The 24,683-nt window shown below is 67.9% G+C and carries 7 protein-coding genes and 31 pseudogenes; 9 read left to right on the plus strand and 29 right to left on the minus strand.

The features are described 5' to 3' along the window. Positions 1-1,274 precede the first annotated feature (1,274 nt). The 4 pseudogenes from UK94_RS69990 to UK94_RS70010 all read left to right on the plus strand — a co-directional run. Positions 1,275-1,392, plus strand: a pseudogene (locus UK94_RS69990) (D-2-hydroxyacid dehydrogenase); the annotation flags it as partial. Position 1,393: 1 nt separating this feature from the next. After that, positions 1,394-1,770: pseudogene (locus UK94_RS69995) on the plus strand (NAD(P)-dependent oxidoreductase); the annotation flags it as partial. Between the two features lie 24 nt (positions 1,771-1,794). After that, a pseudogene (locus UK94_RS70005) lies at positions 1,795-2,042 on the plus strand (NAD(P)-dependent oxidoreductase); the annotation flags it as partial. 1 nt (position 2,043) lies between these two features. Then, a pseudogene (locus tag UK94_RS70010) lies at positions 2,044-2,201 on the plus strand (D-2-hydroxyacid dehydrogenase); the annotation flags it as partial. A 54-nt stretch (positions 2,202-2,255) separates the two neighbouring features. Here the strand turns inward: UK94_RS70010 and UK94_RS70015 are convergent. The 19 genes and pseudogenes from UK94_RS70015 to UK94_RS33225 all read right to left on the minus strand — a co-directional run. Continuing rightward, on the minus strand, positions 2,256-2,567 hold a 312-nt coding region (locus UK94_RS70015), incomplete at its 5' end, for a hypothetical protein (RefSeq protein ID WP_235490589.1). Between the two features lie 782 nt (positions 2,568-3,349). Then, positions 3,350-3,579 (minus strand): annotated as a pseudogene (locus UK94_RS70020) (phosphonopyruvate decarboxylase); the annotation flags it as partial. A gap of 1 nt (position 3,580) precedes the next feature. Then, a pseudogene (locus UK94_RS70025) lies at positions 3,581-3,760 on the minus strand (thiamine pyrophosphate-dependent enzyme); the annotation flags it as partial. A 1-nt stretch (position 3,761) separates the two neighbouring features. After that, positions 3,762-4,516 (minus strand): annotated as a pseudogene (locus tag UK94_RS70030) (thiamine pyrophosphate-binding protein); the annotation flags it as partial. A 7-nt stretch (positions 4,517-4,523) separates the two neighbouring features. Beyond that, positions 4,524-4,835: pseudogene (locus UK94_RS70035) on the minus strand (isocitrate lyase/phosphoenolpyruvate mutase family protein); the annotation flags it as partial. 1 nt (position 4,836) lies between these two features. Then, a pseudogene (locus UK94_RS70040) lies at positions 4,837-4,880 on the minus strand (hypothetical protein); the annotation flags it as partial. Between the two features lies 1 nt (position 4,881). Further along, a pseudogene (locus UK94_RS70045) lies at positions 4,882-5,113 on the minus strand (isocitrate lyase/phosphoenolpyruvate mutase family protein); the annotation flags it as partial. 1 nt (position 5,114) lies between these two features. Continuing rightward, positions 5,115-5,373: pseudogene (locus tag UK94_RS70050) on the minus strand (isocitrate lyase/phosphoenolpyruvate mutase family protein); the annotation flags it as partial. Between the two features lie 47 nt (positions 5,374-5,420). Continuing rightward, positions 5,421-5,656, minus strand: a 236-nt coding sequence (locus UK94_RS70055; protein ID WP_268761713.1) for an NAD(P)-dependent oxidoreductase, incomplete at its 5' end; no start/stop codon positions are given. Position 5,657: 1 nt separating this feature from the next. Beyond that, positions 5,658-6,068 (minus strand): annotated as a pseudogene (locus UK94_RS70060) (NAD(P)-dependent oxidoreductase); the annotation flags it as partial. 22 nt (positions 6,069-6,090) lie between these two features. Next, a pseudogene (locus UK94_RS75435) lies at positions 6,091-6,337 on the minus strand (C-terminal binding protein); the annotation flags it as partial. 3,673 nt (positions 6,338-10,010) lie between these two features. Then, the coding region (locus UK94_RS70080; protein WP_235490592.1) for an aldehyde dehydrogenase family protein at positions 10,011-10,398 on the minus strand (388 nt) is incomplete at its 5' end. Between the two features lies 1 nt (position 10,399). After that, positions 10,400-10,473: pseudogene (locus UK94_RS70085) on the minus strand (hypothetical protein); the annotation flags it as partial. Position 10,474: 1 nt separating this feature from the next. Then, positions 10,475-11,064 (minus strand): annotated as a pseudogene (locus UK94_RS70090) (aldehyde dehydrogenase family protein); the annotation flags it as partial. 1 nt (position 11,065) lies between these two features. Then, positions 11,066-11,181: pseudogene (locus UK94_RS70095) on the minus strand (hypothetical protein); the annotation flags it as partial. A gap of 1 nt (position 11,182) precedes the next feature. Next, a pseudogene (locus UK94_RS70100) lies at positions 11,183-11,230 on the minus strand (hypothetical protein); the annotation flags it as partial. Position 11,231: 1 nt separating this feature from the next. Further along, positions 11,232-11,420 (minus strand): annotated as a pseudogene (locus tag UK94_RS70105) (aldehyde dehydrogenase); the annotation flags it as partial. Between the two features lie 3,626 nt (positions 11,421-15,046). After that, positions 15,047-15,277: pseudogene (locus tag UK94_RS70110) on the minus strand (hypothetical protein); the annotation flags it as partial. Between the two features lie 421 nt (positions 15,278-15,698). Beyond that, positions 15,699-16,583 (minus strand): DUF2267 domain-containing protein, encoded by an 885-nt coding sequence (locus tag UK94_RS33225; RefSeq protein ID WP_157734505.1) that lies wholly within the window; start codon positions 16,581-16,583, stop codon positions 15,699-15,701. Between the two features lie 848 nt (positions 16,584-17,431). Between UK94_RS33225 and UK94_RS70115 the strand changes: the two are divergent. The 4 pseudogenes from UK94_RS70115 to UK94_RS70130 form a co-directional block, all read left to right on the plus strand. Continuing rightward, positions 17,432-17,627: pseudogene (locus tag UK94_RS70115) on the plus strand (LLM class F420-dependent oxidoreductase); the annotation flags it as partial. A gap of 1 nt (position 17,628) precedes the next feature. After that, positions 17,629-17,823 (plus strand): annotated as a pseudogene (locus UK94_RS70120) (LLM class F420-dependent oxidoreductase); the annotation flags it as partial. A gap of 1 nt (position 17,824) precedes the next feature. Next, positions 17,825-18,045, plus strand: a pseudogene (locus UK94_RS70125) (LLM class F420-dependent oxidoreductase); the annotation flags it as partial. A gap of 1 nt (position 18,046) precedes the next feature. After that, positions 18,047-18,301 (plus strand): annotated as a pseudogene (locus UK94_RS70130) (LLM class F420-dependent oxidoreductase); the annotation flags it as partial. 125 nt (positions 18,302-18,426) lie between these two features. Here the strand turns inward: UK94_RS70130 and UK94_RS70135 are convergent. From UK94_RS70135 to UK94_RS29705, 10 genes and pseudogenes are all read right to left on the minus strand, one after another. Further along, positions 18,427-18,753, minus strand: a pseudogene (locus tag UK94_RS70135) (aldehyde dehydrogenase family protein); the annotation flags it as partial. Position 18,754: 1 nt separating this feature from the next. Then, positions 18,755-18,866 (minus strand): annotated as a pseudogene (locus UK94_RS70140) (hypothetical protein); the annotation flags it as partial. A gap of 1 nt (position 18,867) precedes the next feature. After that, positions 18,868-19,051: pseudogene (locus UK94_RS70145) on the minus strand (aldehyde dehydrogenase family protein); the annotation flags it as partial. Between the two features lies 1 nt (position 19,052). Continuing rightward, positions 19,053-19,501 (minus strand): annotated as a pseudogene (locus UK94_RS70150) (aldehyde dehydrogenase family protein); the annotation flags it as partial. Position 19,502: 1 nt separating this feature from the next. Then, positions 19,503-19,600: pseudogene (locus UK94_RS70155) on the minus strand (hypothetical protein); the annotation flags it as partial. 1 nt (position 19,601) lies between these two features. Next, positions 19,602-19,698 (minus strand): annotated as a pseudogene (locus tag UK94_RS70160) (hypothetical protein); the annotation flags it as partial. A 25-nt stretch (positions 19,699-19,723) separates the two neighbouring features. After that, positions 19,724-19,792 (minus strand): annotated as a pseudogene (locus UK94_RS75440) (hypothetical protein); the annotation flags it as partial. Positions 19,793-20,790: 998 nt separating this feature from the next. Next, a complete protein-coding gene (locus UK94_RS70165; protein ID WP_235490595.1) occupies positions 20,791-21,189 on the minus strand; it encodes an ATP-binding protein in 399 nt (132 codons plus the stop codon). A gap of 3 nt (positions 21,190-21,192) precedes the next feature. Continuing rightward, positions 21,193-21,618, minus strand: a pseudogene (locus tag UK94_RS70170) (histidine kinase dimerization/phospho-acceptor domain-containing protein); the annotation flags it as partial. A gap of 562 nt (positions 21,619-22,180) precedes the next feature. Next, the coding region (locus tag UK94_RS29705; protein ID WP_235490597.1) for a response regulator transcription factor at positions 22,181-22,936 on the minus strand (756 nt) is incomplete at its 5' end. Between the two features lie 657 nt (positions 22,937-23,593). On the opposite strand from UK94_RS29705, the gene UK94_RS29710 reads away from it, so the two are divergent. After that, on the plus strand, positions 23,594-24,459 hold an 866-nt coding region (locus tag UK94_RS29710; RefSeq protein ID WP_235490607.1), incomplete at its 3' end, for a hypothetical protein. Positions 24,460-24,683 lie beyond the last annotated feature (224 nt).

The following is a 24,683-nucleotide window of genomic DNA, read 5'->3' on the forward strand; positions in this document are numbered from 1 at the left end:
CCGCGTACCGAGGACCGGCTATTTCAGAGCCGGCTGGACGAGGCGGGCGTGCTCGACCAGCGGTACATCCTGGTCCACGCCGACAACGCCACCCTGGACCTGATCGACGAGGCAGGCAGACCGCACCGGTGCACCGACTTCATGTCGGCCTATGCCGCTGTCAACTTCGGCCACCGCAACCCGGCGATCGAGCGGGCACTGGCCCGATCGTCCGACCTCACGGGTCTGTTCTACGGCCCGGAGGCGGACGGGGTGGCGCGGTGGTTGTGTGCCCGGCTGCCCGAACCGCACAGCCGGCGCGTCCTGTACCAGGTGGGTGGCAGCTTCGCGGTGGCGGCCGCGCTGGCCCTGGCCCGCCGCACCCGTCCGGGCCGGGTGATGTCGATCGACGGTGCGTTCCACGGCCTCGGTGTCGACGCGGNAGCACTCACCAGCGTGCAGCGGCGGTTCTCGTTGCACGACACCGGCTTCGTCGACCTGCTCGCGCCCGAAGTGATCCACCTGACTCCCGGCACCGTGCCACGGGACTGGGACGGCGTCTCGTGCATGATCTACGAGCCGGTGCAGGGCGCCAACGGGTACGTGCCTCTCGACCGCGAGTGGCTGCACGAGGTGACCGCCTCGGCAGCNTCGGCGGGCGTGGTCACCGTGGCCGACGAGATCCAGTGCGGGTTCTACCGGCACGGCGTCTTCAGCCCGTCCGCGGCGTGGGGCCTGGACCCGGACATCGTCCTGTTCAGCAAGTCGCTCACCAACGGCATGTACCCGCTGTCGGCCGTGGTGTACAAGCGCTTTCTGGAGGCGGGAGCGGATCCGGTGTATCTGGCGCACACCTTCCAGACCGGCACCCTGGGCACCGCGGCCGCGCATGAGGTGACCCGCTACATCGACGGCAACGATGTGGCGGGTATGGGCGCGGCCGTCGGCGCCCGGCTGGAGGAACTCGCCGACCGGCTTCAGGCGGCCGGCCTGGCGCGCGCGGTGTACGCGACCGGCCCCGCGCTGTCCTTCGAGCCGACCGCGGTCGTCAGCCGGGAACTGGTACGCCGAGCGTTCGCCAGNGGCGCGCTCGTGTTCAGCGGGGGCCGGCACGGTGAACGCATCCGCATGGCGCCCCCGTTGACCATTCCTGACGCGCAACTGGTCGAGGGCATAGAGCTGGTCTGGTCGGCCGCCGGTGGNCGCGCCGGTGGAACGTGAGCACTGCCACGAGGCGTGGTCGGGCGGGGCGTCCGGTGGTCGCGGTGTTGTGCGCTGGCCGACGCCCACCCGGCATGGAGATGGTCGAGTCCGGCGCCGAGGTCCGTTACACCACGGCCGAAAGACTTCCCGAGGACCTCCGCGGAGCGGACGCGCTCTTCGTGTGGGACTTCCGGTGTACCGGGGTCGAGGNGGCCTGGCTCGCCGCGGACGCGCTGCAATGGGTGCACGTCGCCGGCGCCGGCGTGGACGCCGTGCTCTTCCCCGCGTTGCGAGACAGCGACGTGGTGCTGACGAATTCACGGGGTGTCTTCGAAGGCCCCATCGCCGAGTATGTGCTCGGGCTCGTGCTCACCTTCGCCAAGGATTTCGCCGGCACGTTCGCGGCGCAGCGGGAACGCCGATGGCAGCACAGGGAGACCGAGCGGATCGACGGGAGTGCCGTGGTGATCGCGGGCACGGGGCCCATCGGTCGCGCGGTTGCGCGGACACTGCGTTCGGTGGGCATGCGCGTCGAGGGTATCGGGCGCACCCGTCGCGACCACGATCCGGACTTCGGCGTGGTACGCGNCTTCGACCAGTTGACGCGGCGGNTGCCGCACGCGGATTTCGTGGTCGCGGCGAGTCCGTTGACCGAGCGGACCGAGGGCATGTTCAACGCCTCGACGTTCGCCGCGATGAAGCCGTCCGCCCGTTTGATCAACGTCGGTCGGGGGGCGCTCGTGGTTACCGAGGACCTGGTTGCGGCCCTGCGTGACGGTGTCATCGCGGGCGCGGCGCTGGACGTCTTCGACACCGAACCCCTTCCCACCTCCTCACCGCTGTGGACGATGCCCGCTGTGNTGGTGTCGCCGCACATGTCGGGCGACTTCGTCGGCTCTTTGCCCGCGCTCGCCGAGTTGTTCGTCGACAATTACCGGTGCTGGCTGTCCGGAAATCCCCTCCGTAACGTCGTGGACAAGCGACTGGGTTATGTGCCTACCCGGGCCTCGGGCGGCTGACCCAAACGACGATGCGAGAACCGTCCGGCGGGTGCTCAGGTCGTGGATCCGCGCTCAGAAGATCGCAGAAAGCTCATGCAGCACCTCATGGCGGTCCAGCTCGATCGGGTTGTTCTCCACCCTGGCCCGGGACCCCAGCCCCGCGTCCACGATGGACGGAAGCGCCTCGCGGCTGATCCCGTAGTCCCTCAGCCGCGGCGACCAGCCGAATCCGGTGAGGTAGTCGGTGAAGTAGTCCGCCGGCTCCGTGTCCCCAAGGCCGAGCACCTCGACGATGGCCGCGAGCTGCTCGATGACCCGCGTCTCGACGCCGGGCCGCTCGGCCATCGCCAGGTGGTGGCGCAGCAGCCACCGTAGGTTCAGCAGNCAGGCCACGCCATGCGGCACGTCGTACTGCGTGGTCAANCGGTACGCGAAGGCGTGCGCCGCCGTCGTCCTCGTGATGTCTATGGCTCGGCCCGCAGCGAGCGCCGCGGCCGCCAACGTGCTCCGCTGCGCGGCGTCCGGCTCNGACACCGGTCGCCGCAACAAGGGGACGAGGGCGGTCAGCGCCTCGCTCNCGAACTCGCGGGAATGCGGGGTCGACCGCTTGCTCCACCACGACTCGACGGCGTGGCACAGCGCGTCGAAGCCACAACTTCCGACGAGGCTCGGTGGGCAGGACGCCGCCAGGTCGGGATCGATGACGGCGACGTCGGCCAGCACCGACGGATGGTCCAGCGACAGCTTGGTGTCGTCATCGAAGACCGTCGCGAATCGGGTGACCTCGCTGCCCGGGCCGGCGGTCGTCGGCACGAGCACGAGCGGCCTTCGCTGCGCGGGTGGCTCGTACCGCGTCGCGTGCAGCGACCCGCGAGCGTGCTCGACGTCGGCGGGCAGCAGGCGGACCAACTTCGCCACGTCGAGTGCGCTGCCGCCGCCGACGCCGACGATCACCTCCGGCCGCCAGCGGTCCCGCAACCGACACCCAGCGACCACATCGCCCAGGCGGGGGTTGGGGGTGAAGCCGGAGAACAACGCAACCTCGCTGACCNCCAGCAACTCCTCGACCCCGGCCGCTCGAAACGCGCGGGCGCTGGCCACCACCAGCACGCGCCTGCCCGCACCCACCAACCGCGGTAGCACCGACACGCAGCCGGCCGCGCTGATCACGTCCGGCGGCTGCACGGTTTCTCCGCATGGCTGGATACCCAGGAACGAAAGCGCCGGTGCATCTCCGGTGCGCTCATCGCGGAGGTCGCCCGGGGAGGAGCGGTCCCGCGACCGGACGCCACGCGCACCACCAGCAGGTGCGGTCCAGGAGTGGACAGCATCAGGCGCAGTGCGGACTGCACATCCCCGAGCTCCGAGCACTCGCGCGCCTGGCGGTACCCGCAGGNCAGCCCGATCTGGGTGAAGTCGGTCATCGGCGAGGTGGTCGCCTGCGAGCCGGTGGACTCGTAGGAGCCGTTGTCGAACAGGACGTGCACCATGTTGGCGGGGGCGGTGAAACCGATGGTCGACATCGTGCCCAGGTGCATCAACGCCGCCCCGTCGCCGTCCAGGACGACCACCGGCTGNGCGTCGGACAACGTGCGGGAGAGCCCCAGGCCGATCGCCGCCGCGTGCCCCATGGAGCCCTGCATGTAGAAATGGTTGTCCGCGTCGCCAAGCGCGAACAGCTCGCGCGAGGTGTAGCCGGTCGTGGAAATGATCGGCAGGTCACCCAGGTCGGGCAGGATCGCACGGAGTACCTGGGCCCGGGTGCACAGCGTGGGAAGGTCGCCCGCTCCGCCCGCTCCACCTTCTCCGCCCTCTCCACCTTCTCCGCCCTCGACGACCCCGGCGATGGCTCCCTTCTCGACCAGGACGAACGCCGGACGTCCGCGGGCCAGTTCACGCTCCGCCTCGTCGAGGATGCCGTCGAGGTCACTCGCCGCGGCGGTCAACAACCACCTGGCCGCGCCCAGCGCGTCGAGCAGCCGTGCCGTGGCCTGCCCCATGACGGCGTGCTGTGGTTCGTCCTGCGACGGGTCGGGCCAGCCTCGCAGGCTCACGAACGCGAGCACCGGAATGTCATAGGTCATCTGCAACGAGGCGAGTGGGTTGATCAGGTTGCCCAGCCCGGAGTTCTGTGCGAAGACCGCGGTGCGCGAGCCCGCGAGGGCCGCACCCGCGGCAATGGCCAGAGCAGCGCCCTCGTTCGCCGCGGGCACGTACCGTTTGTCGCGCGACAGCCACTCGATCGGACCGGCGAAATACGAGCACGGCACACCGGTGGCGGAGCTGAAGCCATGCGCGATCAACCGTGAACAGAACCGGTCGGCGTCGATCACCGCTCCNGCTCCTGCCACTGCCGCAGCCGCTGAAGCTCGAACACGTCGTTCAATGACGCCAGGTCGGCCTCGAGGTCGGCCGAACTCCCGTGCGTGATGATCGCGTGGAAGGTGGCCCGCAGCGCGTCGATCGTCGCCCGAAGTCCCTGGTTGGCGTAGATAATCACGGATGCACCCGCCTTGACCGCGTCGTCGAAGTGCCACCCGGGGTACGTGGTCGGCACCAGCACGACCGGCTTGCGTCCGTCCCACTGCTCGAGGAACGCCTGCACCTCGGCGCTGGTCCGGTGCTTGGAGTGGACCAGCAGCGCGTCCGCGCNGGCTTCGGCGTACGCGTAGCTGCGGTTCAGCGCTTCGTCGACGCNGAGTCCACTGATCAGGGCTTCGGTGCGGGCGATGACGAAGAAGTCGTCGCCGCTCTGGACCCGTTTCGCGATGGAGATCTTCCGCGCGAAGGCGGTGGTTTCGAGCAGGTCGTGATTGCCGGGGGCGAAGCTGTTCATCTTCGGATAGTGCTTGTCCTCGATGCAGACCGCGCTGATTCCCGCCGCTTCGTACTCGTGCACCAGATAGGCGATATTGAGGTTGTTGCCGAAANCGGTGTCGCAGTCGGCGACGACCGGGATTCCCACCCGACGCTGCATCTGTACCGCGGCCTGGAGGTAGTCGGTCATGGTGAGCAGGCTCGCGTCGGGTAGACAACGCGCCGCGGAGATTCCCAGACTGGACGCCCAGACTGCGGCGAAGCCCGCCTGCTCGGCAAGCATCGCTCCCAGCGCGTCGTGAACCCCCGCGGCGCGCACGGCCTGACCCTCCGCCAGCACCTCCCGGAAGGTCCTGTTGGTGATTCTCCGCATCTCATGTCCTCCACATCGGGCCACGTCTCACATCGGGCACAGCAGGCTCACGCGACCCGGCCTGAGGGCGGAGGTTGCCCCTCTCGCAGCACGTGCCGCACTCCGGCGGCGACCCGCTGCCGCAGGCTGACCTCCGACTCGGCGGACAGGAACGCCCGATGAGCGGTGACTATGACGTCGGGCCTGCGCAACAACTCGCGACCGATCTCGTCGTCGTTGGGGTCCTCCGGCGAGAAGACGTCCGAGGCAAACCCGCCGAGGCGTCCGTCGCGAAGGGCGTCCANCACCGCGGGGAGGTCGACGAGACCGCCGCGGGCGGTGTTCACGAGCAACGCACCGGGCGTGCACGACCGGAGCACGGTCCGGTCGACCAGACGTTCGGTTTCGGCGGTCAGCTCCGGGTGGAGCACGATGACGTCCGACACGGCGAAGAGCTCGACCGGTGACGTGCAGGGTGACACGCCGTGGCTGGCCATCAGGTCCGCCGGAACATAGGGGTCGTAGGCGACGACGCGCCCGTAGAAGGGGTGCAGCTTGCGGCTGGTGGCACGGCCGATCCTGCCGAAACCCACGATGCCCGCGGTCAACCCGGCGGTACGCCGGGGAATCCGGCCGGCGTGGATGTTCCACGAGCGGTTGCGCACCAGCCCGTCCTGCACACAGACGCCGCGTTCGAGGGCGAGTGCCAGGGCCAGGGTGTGTGTGCTGACCTCGTCNCCGCAGTAGTCGGGGACGTGGAAGCCCCACAGCCCCTGCGCACGCAGCAACTCGGCGTTGAGGTTGTCCAGCCCCACCCCCTGACGTGCGACGACCCGGCAGGACGGACCCACCGCGTCCAGCAGTCGCGGGGTAACCAGGGCACGGTAGACCACCAGCGCGTCCGCACCAGCGACGTGGCTGTCGAACTCCGCACCGTCGAGGAGGAACCGGCCGTCCCGACGGACGCCGAGGCCGAGCTCGACATNCTCCCCGTAGGTCTCGCGCTCGATCGTCGCCAGCGACGGATCGAGCTCACCGAGCCCGTTGACGGCCCACGCCGGATCGGTGTACACCACCCGCATCAGCCCGGTGCCCCCTTCTGGCCGTCGTAGCCCCAGCCGAGCCGATCGCGACGTCCTCGGCGCAGCACCCGCTGCGCCTGAAACGTGTTGGACAGCTCGAGGTAGTCCACATAGGACAGATGTTTTCCGCTGCCCAGCTTCACCACCGATCCGGAGCCGGACCAGCCGTGCGCGACGAACGGCGACACCCATGCGCTGCCGTCCCCGGTCAGCCGAGCGGAGCCGATCCCATCGCTTTCCTGCTGACGCCCGCTTTCCTGCCGACGCCCGCTTTCCTGCCGCCACCAGAGCGTGATCTCACCGTCCAGCACGAGGTAGTGGGCCTCCGCGAAGTCGCAGAGATCGAGCACCGGCTTCGGCGTGCCGTTGTCAACGTGCATGTACAGCCCGGTCAGGTCGGGCAGGTGCGGTGCGGCGGCGAGGGAGGCGACCTCGTAGCTGCGAAACGGGCGGATGCTCGCGACACTGCTCTCCACCGACCGGAACGTCTTGCCGACCTGGTCGTGTTCGCNCATCGCGGGGAGCAGGATCCGGTAGTCCGTCGCGAGCACCCTGGCCACCGCGCGCACCTCGTCGAGCGTCAGGTCCGCGGTGTCGGCGAGACGCTCCTGCGGGATACCGGTCTGCCTGGCCAGGCTGGTCAGGTCGTGACCACGACGGGCCAGCACGCTGCGCAGGATCGCGGCGGGCGAGCCGTCGGACACCNACTCGACCATCGCCTCGAAGGCGTGGTCGGCCCAGGAGTTCGTCTCCTCCACCAACGCCTGGAGCCCGGACCTTCCGGTGTAGGAGATGATCCGAGNGGGCACGTCCGTCGCGAGGGAGTACGTGTGCGGGCAGAAGGAGGGCTCCACATAGGAATCGCCGGCCACCCACGGCACGGCTGAAGTCCCCGCGCGCATCCGTCGCCACGTCGCCGCCGTGAGCTCGGTTCCCCAGCGACCGTTGATGTCACCCGGGCCCAGGTTCACCGTGATCGCCGGCTCGAGGTGACCGTTGTTCAACGCGGGCAGNCGGTCGGCGGGACACAGTATGTCGAGGATGACCGGTGCCACCCTTCCGGCCGGCGCCGCCATCGTGTAGTAGTTGTAGAAATGGATCCCGTCACGCCGCACGGCCCGGCAGGTCGCTCGCATCTCGGCCGCCGTGCGGANCACCACGACGTTCTTTCCGGTACCCACGGATATTTGCGGAAGTTCGATCTCGAGCTGCCTGACCAGCAACTCNGCGAAATCGTCCGCCACGTCGAACTCATCCTTGGCGAGTAGCTGACCGAACTCCTCTTCGCCGATTTCCAGCCGAACCGCAAGCTCCTGACTGGTGATCTTCCTGGCGTTCATCCAGTGAACGATCCTGAACGTATCCAACAGCAATTCTCGCCGNTCCCTCGTCAAGAAACTNCAACGGCCGGCCGGTTGGCGAGCCAATGCGCCCGAGGAACCTGCCGCGAGTTCCGTACGGCCGGTGCGAGCAGCCAACTGCCCGCACTCGTCGCGATAAGGCCACCCACAACAATCGTGAGGGCGAGTCCGGCCCGTTCACCGAACGCNCCGACGAAGACGACGGCGAGCACTCCGCCCAGCAGCGATCCCAGCGGCAGGGTTCCCCAACCGATCGTCCGTATCGAAGCGAGCACGCGGCTTTGTAGCCGGGCAGGTGCCAGCACCTGGCGCGCGACGGCGACCTGGCTGTTCCAGATCGGCAACCAGGGCGAGGCGAACGTGACGATCACCCCCAGGACCGCGGCCGGGTGACCGAGCAGGGCCAGNGGCGCCATCAGCCACATCACCCCTTCGGAGACCGTGAACAGCAGCGTCCGGCCGTAACCGAATCTCCGCACGGCGCGTCCCGCGACCGATGCGCCCAGCACCGACGTGACCGCTCCGGTTGCCAGGATCACTCCCGTGGTGTGGACGGAGAGGTGGAGCGCCCGGTAGGCGTACAGGAAGATCACCGTCTTGGTCACCGTGATGNCCAGGTTTCGCACCGCGGCACAGAGCGTGAGAGGTCGCAGCAGGTCGTGGGTCAACACGAACGCGAATCCCTCCCGGAGCCTGCCGACCACGGTGTCCCCCGGTGAGCGCGGCTCGGGCGGTGGTTCGTCCGTCCGCACGGACATCACGCTGAGAATGGAGCCGAGGAAGGACGTCGCGTTCAGAGCCACCGCATAGGTCGCCCCGAATGCGCTCGACAGCGCGCCGCCGAGTGCGGGTCCGATAACCTGCGAGGTGCTCCGCGAGGTCTCGACTGCGGCGTTGCCTNGCAGTAGCTCGTGGCCAGGCAGCAGAATGGGCAGATNCCCCTGCAACGCCACGTCGTACAGCAGGGTGAAACCGCCGCTCACCGCGACGACCAGGAGTAGCTGCTCGATCGTGAGCACACCGAACCGTTGCGCGACCGGAATACTNATGAACAGCACGAGCCGCGCGGCACCGGCCACCACNATCATCCGCCGGCGGGTGAAACGATCGACGAGCAGCCCCGCACCGATACCGGAGACCGGATATGCGATGTACGTGGCCATCGTCAACAGCCCGACCTCGAACGTCGTCGCGTGCAGGGTCAGGATCGCGATGGTCGGCACGGCGAACGTGGCCACCCGGTCGCCGACCAGGCTGATCGACTCACCGCGCCACAGGACGCGGAAGTCGCGCGACCCGGTGTCGGCGGTCATGCCAGGCGGGNGAGTTGGAGGAGGAAGTCGTCACCCTGGCCGGGCACCGGCAGGTGCGCGGTCTCGTAACGGAGGCCGCGCGGCACCTCCTGGGCGGCGAGCTCGTCGAGTTCGCCTGTTCTGATCCGGTGTTCTCGTCCCCTGGCCACGTAGAAGTCGACCAGGGCGTGCGTCGGGATGTCGCCGTGTGGTGGCAACACCGTGCCGAGCCATTCTGCTGCGGCGCTGTAGTCGACGTCGAACTCCACCTCGTCGAAAACGGTGGACAGCACGCCGCGTCGAGCGGCTTCGGAGAGCACCGCTCCGTCCCGCTCGTACAGCCCCAACCGGTAGCTCAGCCGCATCTTCCCGCCGGGGCGCACCGCGGCGGACAGGGTCCGCNGGGCGCTGCGGAGCTCGGCGCGGACGAACCGGTTGACAAGTCGATCAGCTATCACGAGATCGAACGCACCGTCGAACCGTGAGTCGGCGCGGGTCACGTCGACCCGAACGAACTCGGCCCTTCCCGGGATCAGGTTCTCCAGCTCGGCAAGCATCACCGCGGAGAAGTCCGCGACCACCAGCTCCGCGCCGGCGTCGAGCACCGCACGGGCGAGTGCAACGGTGCTGGCGCCCACCAGAAGCACCCGCTCACCAGCGGCGAGACCTTCGAGGTACTGGGCACACGCTGCGGGGTTCGGACCGCCGTCGTAGTTGCGGTTCCAGTACGCGCTACCCAGCCGGTCCCAGGCGCCCGCCTTCGAGTTGGTGATCTCGTGGTCAGCGATCACGGAGGTCCTCCCGTGGGCGGCCACGCCGGTCGGNGGTGGCACGGCCGGCGGTGAGAACGGTCACCTGTCCTCCTCGGTTCGAAAACACACCGTGTTCTCGGGTTCGCGACGCTTTTTGATCAGGTAGAAGTACTAGATGACGAGGGTCTTGACCCTGGTCATCTCCTCGATCGCGTATCTCGCACCTTCGCGACCGATACCGCTGTCCTTCACCCCGCCGAACGGGATGTTGGGCGACTCGAACTGCGGTCCTCCGTTCACCACGACCGCGCCCACGTCGAAAAGCTCGGCGGCTCGGCGCGCGTGCTCCAGGTTGTTGGTGAAGATGCCTGCCTGGAGGCCGTACCGAGAGTCGTTGACGACCTCCACCGCTTCGGGGAAGTCCTTCACCCTGATCACCGGCGCCGTCGGGCCGAAGGTCTCGAGGCGCACCAGATCCGCGTCCCGTGGCACGTGGTCGAGGACGGTCGGCCAGTACTGGGCGCCCACCCGTCGGGCCCCGCACAACACCCGCGCGCCCNCGGCCACGGCACGAGCCACGCGGGCCTCCACCTCGCTGGCGGCGTGCCGGTCTATCAGCGTGCCGATGTCGGTCNCAGGGTCCCCCGGATCGCCGACCACCAGGGCCGACGCAGCGGCGGCGAGTTCCCTGACGAACTCGTCGGCGACGTCCTCGTGCGCGATGATGCGTTTGACACCGCGGCACGACTGCCCGGAGGTGGCGAATGCGCCCGCGGTGGCCGCCGCAACGGCCGCGGGAATGTCCGCATCCGCCATGATGACCAGCGCGCCACTGTCCCCGAGCTCGTAGGTCTGCCTGATCATCCCGGCTGACGCGGCGAGCAGCCGGCCCACTCTGGTGCTGCCGGTGAACGTCAACATGTCGATGTGTCCGGAATGAATGAGCGCGTCCACGAGCTCGCCGGGTTCGCCGCACACCAACGCGATCAGGTCGGGTGGCAGGCCGGATCGCAGGAGCGCGTCGACGAGGCGGATCGCGCTCAGCGGGGTCTTCTCCGACGGTTTGACGACCACCCTGTTGTTGGCGGCTATCGCGGGGGCGACCTTGGTGACGACCTGGTTGAGCGGTCGGTTGAACGGCGTGACAGCGCACACGACGCCGATCGGCTCCCGGGTCGTGATCGCGAGGCGTCGCTGCCGAGCGCTGGTGACGTCGGTTCGGATCNCCTCGCCGGTGATGCGCTTGCCCTCCTCCGCGCAGTACCGGAGCTGCGTGGCGGCGCGGTCCACCTCGCGCCGGGCGTCCATGATCGCGAGACCGGACTCCTGGGAGATCGTGCTCNCGAAGTCGTCCCGTTCGCGGTGGAGAAGTTCCGCTGTCGCGGTGAGGANGTTGCTTCGGTCGTAGGCGGTGAGCTCGGACCTGACTCCGGCAAGCCCGCGCGCCGCCTCGAGCGCCTGCTCCGGGCTCGCGCGCACCACCGTCCCCACCACCTCGTCGGTGTACGGGTTGCGCACCTCCGCGACGCCCACGCCGGGCGACCACCGGCCACCGGAGAACAGACCCCTTTCCGCGCTCATCCGCCGACCTCGTCGGCGACGGCGGCGTTGTCGAGCAGGCGTGCNCCACCCAGGCGCACCGCCCCGAAGACGCGCAGCTCCTCCACTGGTGTGCCCGCGACGGCCGGCCCGAGCGAACCGGTGTACACCTCGACGTACTCGACCAGGTCGAACCCGTGCGCCAGCAGGGTCTCCGCGATCTGTTTCGTGGTCTCGCCGATGACGTCGATGCCGTGCTCGGCGATCCGACGCGCGCCGCGCCGCAACGCCGCGTACAGCCGCGGGGCGATCGCCCGCTGGCCGGAGTCCAGATACGTGTTGCGGCTGCTCAACGCCAGGCCGTCGACGTCGCGCATAGTCGGGCNGGGCACGACCTTCACCGGGAGGCCCTGATCCTCCACCATCGCCCGGATGACGGCGTACTGCTGGTAGTCCTTCTCACCCCAGTAGGTCCGATCGCAGTCGACAATGTGCAACATCTTGAGGACCTCGGTGGTGACCCCGTCGAAGTGCCCCGGGCGCTGNGGGCCGCACAGCACATCGGTCAACCCGCGCACGACGACCTTGGTGCGCACCTGGTCGATGCGCCGCTCACCCAAAGGGAAGATTGTCTCGGTGGCCGGCACGAAGACCGCGTCACATTCCCGGTCGCGCAAGGCACGGAAATCCGCTTCCTCGGTCCTGGGATAGCGGTCGAAGTCCTCGGAAGGTCCGAACTGAATCGGATTGACGAACAAGGTCAGAACCACCTTGTCGCATTCTCTCCTCGCGGCGTCGACAAGGCTCAGGTGCCCTTCGTGGAGAGCGCCCATGGTCATGACGCAGCCGATGGAGGAACCGGTGGCGCGCCACTCGCGCGTTTGCTCACGCACATCCTCGATCGTGTGCAGGACCCTTAGCAACGTGCCCCCTCCACCGCCGATTCACGCGTGATCGGCCACGCACCTGCGGCGTGACCAAGAATCCGTGTGGTGATGATCTAACCGGATCGTGGCGACATGTCAATGGGTAGGCTCGGGTGCCGCCCGCATCTCCTATCGCTCGATCGAGATCTCCTCGATCGCCCATACATCGGCAGCGCAAGGCGGNCGCGCGGGCGTAGTCTTGCAAGCAACGAAACGCGGCATCGAACCTATTCGATCGGCCGTCGCGAGAGCTTGCCAGCCCCTCGGGATCTGCTCTCCAACGAAGAGGAAACCGGTGGAACCAGAAACAGATCTCGGTGACCGCGCCATACCGGAAGAGGTCGGTCTGTCGTCCGGCAGGCTCGCCAGGATCGACCGGATGCTGTCGTCGCATGTGGACGACGGCCGGCTGCCCGGCGCGGTAGCGCTCGTGTACCGCCGGGGTCATGTCGCGTACACCGCGCAGGCCGGCACCGTGACGCCGCCAACCGGCACCCCGATGCCGCTGGACGCGATCTTCCGCATCTACTCGATGACCAAGCCGCTCACGAGCGTGGCCGCCATGTCCCTGCACGAGGAGGGGCTCCTCGACCTCGGCGATCCCGTCGGGCGGTTTCTGCCCGAACTGGCCGACCTGCCGGTCGGCGAATCCACGTCGGACGGTGGACACCGCCTCGTGGACGCGGAGCGGCAGATCACTGTTATCGATCTGCTGNGGCACACGTCCGGCATCGTTGGCGGGTATTTCGGAACCCCCTGGATCCTGAAGCTGTACGAGAAGGCCGGTATCAGGGCGTTCGATCACACCGACGTCGCTTATTCCACGTCCACACAGGACCTCGTCACCTCGTTCAGCAAGCTGCCCTTGGCCATGCAGCCGGGATCCCATTGGGAATATGGTCGATCCGGCGATGTCGTGGGGCGCCTCCTGGAGGTGGCCAGNGGCCAGCCGCTGGACGCTCTGCTCGCGGATCGCGTGTTCACCCCACTCGGCATGGCCGACACCGGGTTCTTCGTCCCACCGGAGCGTGCTCACCTGATGGTGCAGCCGGCCGAGCCTTTCGCCGCGGACACGGTGATGCGCGACCTCACCTCGCGTCCAACCTTCATCTCCGGCGGCAGCGGCTCTTTCTCGACCGTCCGGGACTATCTCCGGTTCACCAGGATGTTGTTGGGAATGGGTGAACTGGACGGCCAGCGGGTGCTCAGCCGGAAGTCGGTCGAGCTGATGACCTCCGACCACCTCGGTTCGCTGTATGGCACCGGGCCCGACTACATGCCGCGCGACGGGTACACGTTCGGCTTGGGCGTGGCGGTGCGCAAGCAGTCGGGACTCTCCGAAGTCCTCGGCTCCGCGGGCGATTACTGGTGGCTCGGACGCGGGTCGACCAGCTTCTTCGTCGACCCGGCCGAGGATCTGATCGGGCTGTTCATGACCCAGAAATACTGGCGGGCCAGGCACTACCAACGGGNTTTCAAGAACCTCGTGTACCAGGCCGTGATCGACTAGCTGGCTGGGGAAGACGCGCGCCATCCTGCGTGCCTGCGAGTCGGATCGGCTGAGTACGGCGGAGCGGGAGGGGACGGTGGGACGGAGGGCCACCCCGACGCGGACCGTTCACGTTGCCTCCGCAACCCCGGCCAGGTCGTCGAGCCGCAGNGGGACCGCAGTGACCATGGCGCTGCTCACCGCCGCCGCGCGGTCCGCCTCGACCACCACCGCACGCACCCGAGAGGCACCGTCGCTGGCGGCCAGGCGGCCGACTACTCTAGGACGGTCGTACGAGTTGGAGGTGCTGATGCCTCGCGACACCAAGCAACGCATGACGGAGTCGGCGGNGTTGTCGTTGCGCCAGCGGGGACTGGCTGCGACATCGTTCACCGACGTCCTCGCCGCGAGCGGCGCGGCTCGCGGGGCGATCTATCACCATTTCCCAGGAGGCAAGAACGACCTCGCCGAGCAAGCCGTCGCATGGACGGGTCGCCGAGTCCGGGCCGAGTTCGAGAGCATCGGCGGGGACGATCCGGACGCCGTGTTGCGCAGCTTCATCGAGCTCATCGGCCCCGTCGTGGCGAAGGCGGCAGGTGGTACGGGCTGCGCGGTGGCTGCTGTGACGGTAGAAGCGTCACCGGACCAGCCCGCACTGAGTGCTGCGGCGGATACGGCGTTCCGATCATGGATCGACGTCCTCGAAGCGCGACTCTGCCACGTCGGAGTCGCCTCATCGCAAGCCAGCGCGACCGCGCAGTTGATGGTCACGTTCCTGGAGGGGAGCCTCGTCCTGGCCCGCGCCGCCGGCACGGTCGCTGTCTTCGAGCAGAGCGCGTCGGCATTGCTGCGAGCCCTCGCCGAACAACCTTGACTAGTACGGTCATCCTAGTTATGGTTTTCTAGTATGGTCGTACTAGTCCCCGGGAGCCAGTTCATGACCATTTCATCGGTGTTCGACATGCGCTTCTCGCCCGAGTCTGCGGAGGAGGGCATGGACCTCGCGCTTGCCATCGGGGCTGACATGNCAGCAACCACGGGCTGCACCGGGTACGACGTCATCCGCGACCTGGCGGACCCCGGCCACGTTGTCATCGTCACTCGCTNGAACACCCGGAGCGAGGGCGAAGCCGTACTCGGCTCCTACTTCCGGGATCCGAAGATTACCCGCGTCACCGAGCTTCTCGGCCAAGTGCCCACCGGGTTCCTGGGCGAGCTCGCCGACAAGTAGTCTGGTCGTAGTTGTCGTTCGTTCATCGTGGCTGCCGGGCAGGGCCGACCGCGACGATATCCTGCCGAACCTGCTCCAGAAGATCGGTGATGTCGCGTCCGCCCAGGTCGAGTGTCCCGATCTGCGGGGCAGCCTGCTGAAGCATGGCTATGACGGCGAGAGAAAGCCGTACCGCTTCGTCCGCGCGGTCAGCCGCCAGGAGCGATTCAATCTGGCCAGCGAGACTGGCGAGCGTCGCTTCGTCGGTGCTCGGNGGGAGGTAGCCGGACAGGCCCGGCGGGTAGGGCGTTTGTGTTCGCAGCTCCTGCAATGCGGTCACGATGGCCGGTTCGTCGCTGAGGCGTTCGAGGAGCCCCATGAGCACATTCAGCCGGGCTACCAGCCGTGGCCGACCGGGGTAACGGTCCAGCCATGCCAGCAGGGCGCGTTGCCCACCGAGGTGAACGATGATCCTCGACAACGCGGCCTCGATCGGGTGGGGAAGCGCCCAGTGGAATGGCAGGATGTTTGCCACCTGCTCCGCGAGGGCCGCCTCTCCCGGNGGNTCCAGGCTGCCGTCAACCAACCTGTCGNCCAGCGTCGTATCCAGTCGGAAAGTACTCATTGGCGTTCTTCTCTCCGGCAGTTCCGCCCAGTGTTGNGTCAGCCAGTAGAGGAATCTGGATCACGGGACACTAGGCGGCGGACCGTCGCCGGATCCACAGCCATTCATAGTCACCGGACAGTTGGACCACCAGGTCGAAGAACTCCTTGTCGCCGAGGGCCTCGCGGAGGGTGTGGAAGACCGCACGGGCCTGGACGGGCGCCAGGTACGCCGGGATCTTTGCTCGTTCCGCGACCCGGCGGAGGAATTCGTCCACCGGCATGCGGCTCGCCGGACCGGGGCTGGCCGCCTTCGCGCGTTTAAGCACGAGACGCAGGTCGGCGGGCAGCCGCACGCTCATGTGGTCGACGGACCCCTCGGCGACGCGTTCGACCAGCGTCTCGAGCACGGCCTCCGTCGCCCGGCGGGATGCGGCCGAGTCGAGGCCGGCGCGCCTGCTCACCCGGTCAAGGAACGTCTCCATCGACAGAACCTCGGTATCCGGGCCGACCGGGAGAAGTGGGGTGAAGTCCTTGGGCAGCTGGGCCATCAGGTGGGCCAACCGTTTGGCACTGATCGTCCGGGCCAGCATGGTGAACACCGCTTCGGAGTGCCGCCGGGCGGCCGCGATATCCACCCGTTCCCGCTCTGATACCCGGCGGAGAAACTCGTCGACATCGAACCGCTCGGCCGGGCTGTCCGTGAAGAGCATCGGACCCAGTTCCGGCGGCAGGTCATTCACCAGATCGCGAGCCTCTTCCTTGGACAGCCGCTCGGCGAGCGTCTCCAAGGTCGCGCGCGCCGCCTGTACGGCCGCGTCCGGGTCAAGGCCGGCTATTCGCTCCAGGTTCGCAATGAACTGGTCGTAATCCATCTGCATCTCCACGGTGAGGACCTCCCCCGGGCGGCCGATACGACGTCGCGGCGTGTCGCGGCGCTTCGCGGCACCGCCGCCCAATCCCGCGCCGGTGGACACGGCAGACCCGGACTGCCGCGGGCCGGTTTCCGAGAAAGCGCGGATCGGGCCTCCTGCGGCACGTCAGCGGCGTCCACCTCCGCCGGTGGAGGTGACCTCGATGTGNCTGGGCTGGCTCTTCCTGGCCCTGGCGAGAGAACGGTTCGGGGCCGCGGCGCTCGTCACGCCGCGCTCGGTAGTCGGCGAGGTTGTCGCTGAGTGCCATCAGGGATCACTACCCGGCGCCCGCCTGCTGACCGTCTAACTTTCCTTGGCGGTCTGGCGGCGGGCGTCCAGGAGATGGTCGGCGAGNCAGACCAGAGCGGGGCCGTTTGCGTCCAGCCCCGGTAGCAGCCGGATCGCCTCGAAGGCGTCCTCGATGCAGCCGACCAGCAACTGACGTTCGTCCTCGAGGGTGTTTGTGGCGGCAGCCATGATTCTCCCCTTCACAGTGGGTGGTCGGATGCTTCCCCTGCGGGTGTNCCCCGTCCGGCGTCGGCGAACACAGGCCGGCCCGGACAGTCAGCTCGGCCGCGGCCCTGGCCGTCCAGCAGGGCACCGCCGGAGGTGCGGGGGAAACCACACTCCCGCCGCGGCCCTGGCTCAGGAACATCCACCTGTTGCGCAACCCGGGCGGCGGTTTCACCCTGGCTACTGGGACGGTTCGTCCCCAACCACGCCCCGCAGGATTCGGCCTGCCATCAACCCCGACCCCACGAACCGTCCGCTGGGTGGCCATCCGCCGATCTTGGCCAGAAGCCAGAAGCCAGAAGGATGTCGAGGTCGGCGAGGATCACGCCCACCGCTCCTGACGGTGGAGGCGGTGATCAGGCGGTGATCCCGCCGGCTCTTTCGGCGAGGGGGAAATCGTGCCGGTAAACGTCGGCAAGTTCGGTGTCTGGACCTCCATCGCGCGATGGCCGGACGACCGGCAGGCAAGGGCGGACGCTGCCGCCGAACTCGACGAACTCGGATACGGCGCAATCTGGCTCGGCGGCGCGACGGCGAGCCTCGAGCTTCCGGAGGCTCTGCTGGATGCCAGCCGCCGGCTGGTCGCGGCAACCGNCATCCTCAACGTCTGGACCGAACCGGCGAAGGTGGTGGCGGACAGCTATGCTCGCGTGTCGAAGTCCCACCCTGACCGGTTGCTGATCGGTGTCGGCGCCGGCCACGCGGCCTTCGTCGGCGAGCGCTACTGGCATCCCTTCCGGGCCGTGGAAAGCTATCTCGACCGGTTGGACCTCCCGCAGTCGCGGGTCCCNCGGGATGCGCGGCTGCTCGCCGCGCTGGGACCGCGGATGCTCAGGCTCGCCGCCGAACGCACCGCCGGAGCGCACCCGTACCTGGTGACCCCGGAGCACACCTGGCGGGCCCGCGACATTCTCGGCCTCGGCCCGCTGCTCGCGCCGGAACAGAAGGTCGTCCTCACGACCGACGCGACCCAGGCGCGGACGATCGCCCGCCGCGCGCTCGCCGTCTCCCTNGCACTGCCGAACTACACGGAAAACCTGCTCAGGCTCGGATTTGTCGAGGACGACTTCGTCGGCTCGGGCAGCGACCACCTGGTCGACAGCCTGGTTGCGTGGGGGAGCGTCGCTACGATCCGCGGCCGGATCGAGCAGCATCACAACGCGGGTGCCGACCACGTCGCCATCCAGGTACTCACCGCACAGGCAGACGCGCCGCTGCCTACGGCACAGTGGCGTGCCCTCGCGGAGGGCCTGGGTCTGCTGTCCTGACAACCCGCGTCAGGCACAAGGGACATGGGCGCCGCAGTGAGCAGGGGCACACCGTCCGAGCGGGCATCAGCCCAGAGCGTCGGTGATCGGCGCGTCCGTCCCCATCGTCACGATCAGCTTCCGGNTGGCGAACTCCTTGATGCCGAGGTGGGACAGCTCCCGGCCGTAGCCGGACCGCTTGATGCCGCCGAAGGGCAGTTCCGGCTCGGATGACGTCGGATGGTTAATCCACACCATCCCGCTCTCGATCCGGCTGGCGACTGCACGCGCCCGGGAGATGTCGCTGCTGAACACCGCACCGCCGAGACCGTAAGGCGAGTCGTTCGCCAAGGAGACCGCCTGGTCATCGTCCTGTACCCGATAGACGACTGCGATCGGCCCGAACAGCTCTTCGTGATAGGCGCGCATCTTCGGCGTCACGCCGACGAGGACCGTCGGTTGCACGAACGCTCNGGGGTGGTCGACGTGCCCGCCGCCGACGACCGCGGTCGCTCCCTTGTCCAGCGCGTCGCGGACCTGGTCCACCAGCGTCTGGGCGGCCGGCTCGGAGCACACCGGTGCCAGTNTGGTGGCCTCGTCAACGGGGTCGCCCGGAACCAGTTCGAGCATCCGTTCGGCCAGCGCGGTCACGAACCGGTCGAATACCTCGGATATCACGATCACCCGCTTGGCGCTCACACAGCTTTGCCCCATGTTGTGCAGGCGGCCGATCAGGGCCGCTTCGACGGTGCGGTCGAGGTTGTTGTCGTCNAGCACGATGAACGGGTCGCTGCCGCCCAGCTCGAGGACGCTCTTCTTCACGTTTCGGCCGGCGGTCTCACCGACGCTGACGCCGGCCCGGTCGCTTCCGGTCAGCGATGCGCCCCGAACGACATCAGACTCAATCACCCGGTAGACCTCGCGGCCGGGAATCAGGAGGTTGGTGTACACGCCTCGCGGTGCGCCCGCGTCGGCGAACAGCTGCTCCACGGCCAGCGCCGACTGTGGCGTATTGCTTGCGGGCTTGAGTAGAATGGTGTTCCCCAACACCAGGTTGGGCGCCGCGAACCGGACGGTCTGGTAAACCGGGAAGTTCCAGGGCTGGACGCCAAGGATCACCCCCAGTGGATCATTGATGACAGCGGCCGAACCGTCTCTGAAATCCAGCGGCTCGTCGGCGAGCAGCACGGGGGCCTTGTCGGCGTAGTACTGCAGAATCCGNGCGGAAAGGTCAATCTCGGCGCGGCTGTGCCGGATGAGCTTGCCCATCTCAAGGGTCACCAGTCGGGCCAGGTGCTCGGAGCGATCACGCACCAGCTGNGCGGCTCGACCGACCAGCGCGGCCCGATCGTCAACGCTGGTACCGCGCCAGGACTGGAATTCCTGATGTGCCTCTCGGATCGCGCGGTCGACGTCCTNCTCGCCCATGGGAGGGAATTCGCNAAGTATTTCGTTGTTATATGGGTTGATGCTGGCGATTGGACTATGCCGGACGGCGGTAGACGTAGGCATGGGCTGNTCCCTTCTCTACATTNCGGACACATGCGTTCTTACAGCGAACACCGGGCATAGCTCGGTGTGTATCCTCGGCACGACCTAGCCTGGTTTACCCGGTGGTCTTGGTCGTAGTCCGACAGGACGTAGCCATCCGACGTGTACGGGATCGATGAAGGGGGTAACCCCGGCCAGTATTTTGGGCTTGGAGTCTGATGCGTTCGGTCTGACGCGCGACGGGTGCCCGCCACCGCCGCCGATGTGTACCCTCTGGCCGAGTTTCGGATTGCTGCCGAGATGCGGTGATGGATGTCGCAAACTGCCGAGGTCCGGCAGCGGCACAGTGGCAGGGACCGGCTTTCCCGCTGCCCTGCCTGTCAAGATGATCCCGCGGTGACCCGCTCGACCGGCTGGCCGGCCACTTGGCCGCCTCCCGGACTGACCGGCTCGTCCAGGCCCTCGCCCCGGACGCGGCCGTCGTCCGGCTGCGCCGTGAGTACAACCCTGGCCGAGCTGACCGCCCTGCGCCGCCAACTCCGCCCTGCCACCGGCGCTGGGCAATCCAGCAGGACCCCATCGTTCATGTCGCGCCCCGGAGCGCACGGCCGGCCGGACATCCGTGGTCCGGCCGGCCGACCGCGCGACCGCGGCGATCCACGCCTTCCTCGACGCCGGATCGCTCCCCGCTGCCCTCAACCCGACCCTGGCTGCGATCGACCGTGGTGCGATCCGCGACGGTCTCGCCATTGTCGACCACTGGCTCACTCGGCTCTGCGAGACCGCTGGCGTCGATCCGGTCGCCTACCCGATCCGCCGCCCGGAGCCCGCCACGACTGACAGCGCACCAGGCACCTCCTTTGACCGCGCCGATATCCACCACCTGGCCGNCCGACCGAACGCTGATCTGGCATTGGAGCTGCGCACGCTCCGGGCTGCGGTTGGACTGCCAGAGCACCTACCGGGCCGGACTCGGCCCTCCTCGGCGAGCTACGCACTTCGAGCTCTGACTCACCGATTCACCCGCCTCGGGCTGGGCTTGTTCGGGCGGCGCGGCCGCCCGGAAACGTGACGGCGAACGTGGCGCCGCCATGCTGGTTGCGCTGCTCGACGAGCGAGACGTCGCCTCCGCCGCTGCGCGCCACACGCCTCGCAAGCGAGAGGCCGAGGCCAGAGCCCCCGTTCCCGCTCCAGCCAGGTTCGAACAACGTCTCCACCCACTGGTCTGGCACCCCGGGGCCGCTGTCGGCCACGAGCAGAGCCACGCTTCGGCCGTCGGCCCGCGCACTGACCCAGGCGCGGTCTGAGACCTGGAGTGCGTTGTTCAGGATCGGAGAGACCGCGCGGATTGCGAGTGCCGCGGGAACGTTGATCGAAAGTGCCGGGGACAGGTCGACGTTCAGGTGGCCGCCGGGCATAGNCAGGCCCTCGAGCTCGACCGCCAGGTCGTCTAGCTGCGTACGGTCGCTGTGAAGCGCCTGGCTGTGGCGGCGCGCAAGGTCCAGCAGCACACTGATCGTGTTGGACATCGACGCGCTGGAGTTCTTGATGAGCGCGACGTCCTCGCGCGCTTGGTCGTCCAGATCGGTTCGCAGCGCAAGCAGGTACGCGGCTCCGTGGATGGTGGTCAACGGCGTCCGAAGCTCGTGGGCGAGCTCCGAAGTGAGACGCTGCTCGGCCCTGATGACAGTGACCGCCTTGTCCAGCAGCCCGTCTAGGGTGTTGCCGAGAGCTCGGATCTCGTTGGTCGGGGCTCCGAGTGCAAACCGGCGCTCGAGGTCGTGCTCGCTCCACTCGTCGGCTGTACGCGCCATCTGCGCCACCGGGCTCAGCACCCGCTTGCTGATCCACGCCGCCGAGCCGGCGGNCATGAGGACGAGCAGCGCACCAGCGATGATAGAGACCACCATCGCTACCTGTTCGTTCCGCTCGTATGGAGCTAAGGGCTCGGTGATGATCACCACCCCCTGTAGCTTCGGAGAGGTCATGAATGGCAGGGCCATGATGGCGAAGCGGTCACCGCCTTCGACAATGCGCTTTTTGGTAGCTACGGACAGTCCTTTGAACTCCTCCTGCATCGAGGGCGGAACGGTTCCGGCGACCTGTGACCCCGACTTGTCGTAGACCGCGACGCCCGGGTCGAGCTGGGACCGCGGCACGTTCAGGACGCCGTCGGGCGATGCCGCACTGATGCCGGTCACCAGGGCCCTGGCGTGATCGTTCAGTATCCGCTCCGTGGTGCTGCTCGCGGCGCCTGCGAGGGAGATCTGGACGACGATCACCAGACCGGCGGCGATGGCGCTGGCGAGGACNGCCNTGATCGTGACGAGNTGTGCCCGCAGACTGAGTCGGTCGCGCCACTCCCGCCACCAGGTCACAACCCGTGAAGCCCAGTTCGCCACCGTTCGCCTAGCCATCCATCCGCGTCATCGTGAATCCGACTGCTCGAACCGTCTCGATTCCAGTCGGTGAGTCGATCGACTCGAGTTTGGTCCGCAGGCGGTGGATGAAGGAGTCGACGGTATTGTCGCTGATGATCGCTCCGTCGGGCCATGCCGCGGCGATGACGCTCCTTCTGCGCACCACCTCGTGCGGCCGAGCGATGATCGCCGCCAGCATGCGAAACTCCGTGGGGCTGAGGCGCACTTGTCCCGCCGCGGTCCGGGCCGAGTGCGTGATTGGGTCGAGAACAAGCCCGTCGGCGCTGATGCCGCCGGCAGGTCCACGGCGCGCCAGAACCTCGAGGCGTGCCAGAAGCACCTTGAGGTCGAACGGCTTGGTGACGTAGTCGTCCGCGCCAGCGGCGAAACCAGCAAGATGGTCGTGCGTCGCATCGAGCGCAGTCAGGAAGAGGACGGGAGCGTGCTGCCCGGCTGACTTAAGCGCCTGGACGACATCTCGGCCGTCAGCGTCCGGCAGGCCGATGTCCATTATGATCACGCTGATGTTGTTGTCCGGACTGAACTGGCGGAGCGCCTCACGGCCATCATGGGCGACGACCACCTCGTAGCCAGCCTGGCGCAGCCCCCGGACAAGGATGGTCCGGATGGATTCCTGGTCCTCGCATACCCCGATCGCGATCATCGCTTCCTCCGTCAGTACTGCGCGACCCTTCATGTCCCCGCATGGTGACAAGCAGAACCTGCACGCAACCTTGACGGCGAGNGCCAGGCGGAGATGTGCCGCGCTACGGNGGCGTCGGGCGGGCTGAAGGTCGGTACAGGGTGCGAGCCTCGGCCCGGTAGAGAGCCCCACACGCGAGACCTGCGTAGCTGAACGTCGGGCTCACGATCTGTCCGTGGCGTGAGCCCAGTAGCCGCAGCCCCGGAGCGCACGCACTGATCGTCTGATGGGGTCATCGGCCAGCGGGAGCCGCATCTCGGACGGAGGTTTGTTCAGGATGGTTGCAGGCCCGCGGCGACGTCCGGGACGTCCTCGCCGAGATGTTCCTTCCACTTCTCCCAGCACACTAGCTCACCCAGCTCGGGAGGTCCGCCCATGAGGGACCTCCCCGGCCGCTGCCAGCGGCCGAGCCGGGCCCTCACGATGAGGTGGGAGGGTTCTTGCCTCGTCGCCAGCGTCGCGGGCCGTCCAGCAGCAGCGCCTTGCGATCAGCCGATGCCTGGCCGAGAAAAACGCGGGCACCTCGAACTCATCGGCGAGCCTGGCGGCCACGCCTGCGGCTGCGAGTGCCGTCATCGCCACCCTGACCCACGAACCCGGNCCGACATTCGCACAGGTTGATTGCAGGATCCCTTCGCGATGCTGCCGGACATGACTACCGAACTGCCCCTGGGCCCACCATCCTCCCGGGCGCGCGAGATGCTGAACAAGGTTCCCGAGATCACGATCTGGTTCTGGGTAATCAAGATCCTTTGTACGACCGTCGGCGAGAGCTTCGCCGACTGGATCAACACGACGCTCGGCGTCGGCCTCACCAACACGGCGCTCATCTTCACCGCCGTCCTGGCCGCGGTGCTCTACGTGCAGATGCGACTCCGCCGATACGTGCCGTTGGCCTACTGGCTCACCGTCGTGGTCGTGAGTATCACCGGCACGCTCTACACCGACATCCTCACGGATAGCCGGGGCGTTCCGCTGAAGGTGAGCACCACGGTCTTCGCTGTCCTCCTGGCGATCGTCTTCGGCATCTGGTACGCGCGCGAGCGCACCCTGTCGATCCACAGCATCGCCTCGACGCCCCGCGAGGCGTTCTACTGGCTCGCGGTCCTGGTGACCTTCGCACTCGGTACGGCGGCCGGCGACTGGACCCTCGAGCTCAGCGGCTGGGGCCCTGGCAAGTCGGTCCTGCTCCCGGCCGCCCTCATCGCCACCGTCGTCGTCGCCTGGCGGCTCGGCGGGCAGCCGGTGCTCGCCTTCTGGTTGGCCTATATCCTCACCCGGCCGCTGGGCGCCAACATCGGCGACTGGTTCGCGACCCCGAAGTCCGAGCAGGGACTGGGCCTCGGCACCGCTCTCACCAGTGTGATCTTCCTTGTCGCCATCGGGGCCACCGTCCTCTACCTCACCTGGTCGAAGGCGGACGTCATCCCCGAGTCGGAGGCCCCGGACACCCGCGTCCACGGCTCAGGTCCCAGCCGAGAGCCACTCGCCCTCGGCCTCTACGTCGTGGCTGCGGTCGCGGCCGGGCTCCTGCTCCACCACACCTCGCAGATCCCGCACACGTCNCCGCTCGCCGCGGAGGAGGGCGGCGGATCGGCCTCCAACAACATCCAGCTCACGCCCGCTCAGGCAGTCGCCAACTTCCCAAAGGCCGACGTCGCCAGCTTCAAGACGATCGTCGACGACACGCTCACCAGGTTGGACTCGGGCGACCAGAGCGGTGCCACGGCTCGGATCAAGGATCTCGAGACGGCCTGGGACGACGATCAGTCCAAGCTCAAGCCCATGG

This window comes from Frankia sp. AvcI1, assembly GCF_001420875.1.
Lineage (GTDB): Bacteria > Actinomycetota > Actinomycetes > Frankiales > Frankiaceae > Frankia > Frankia alni.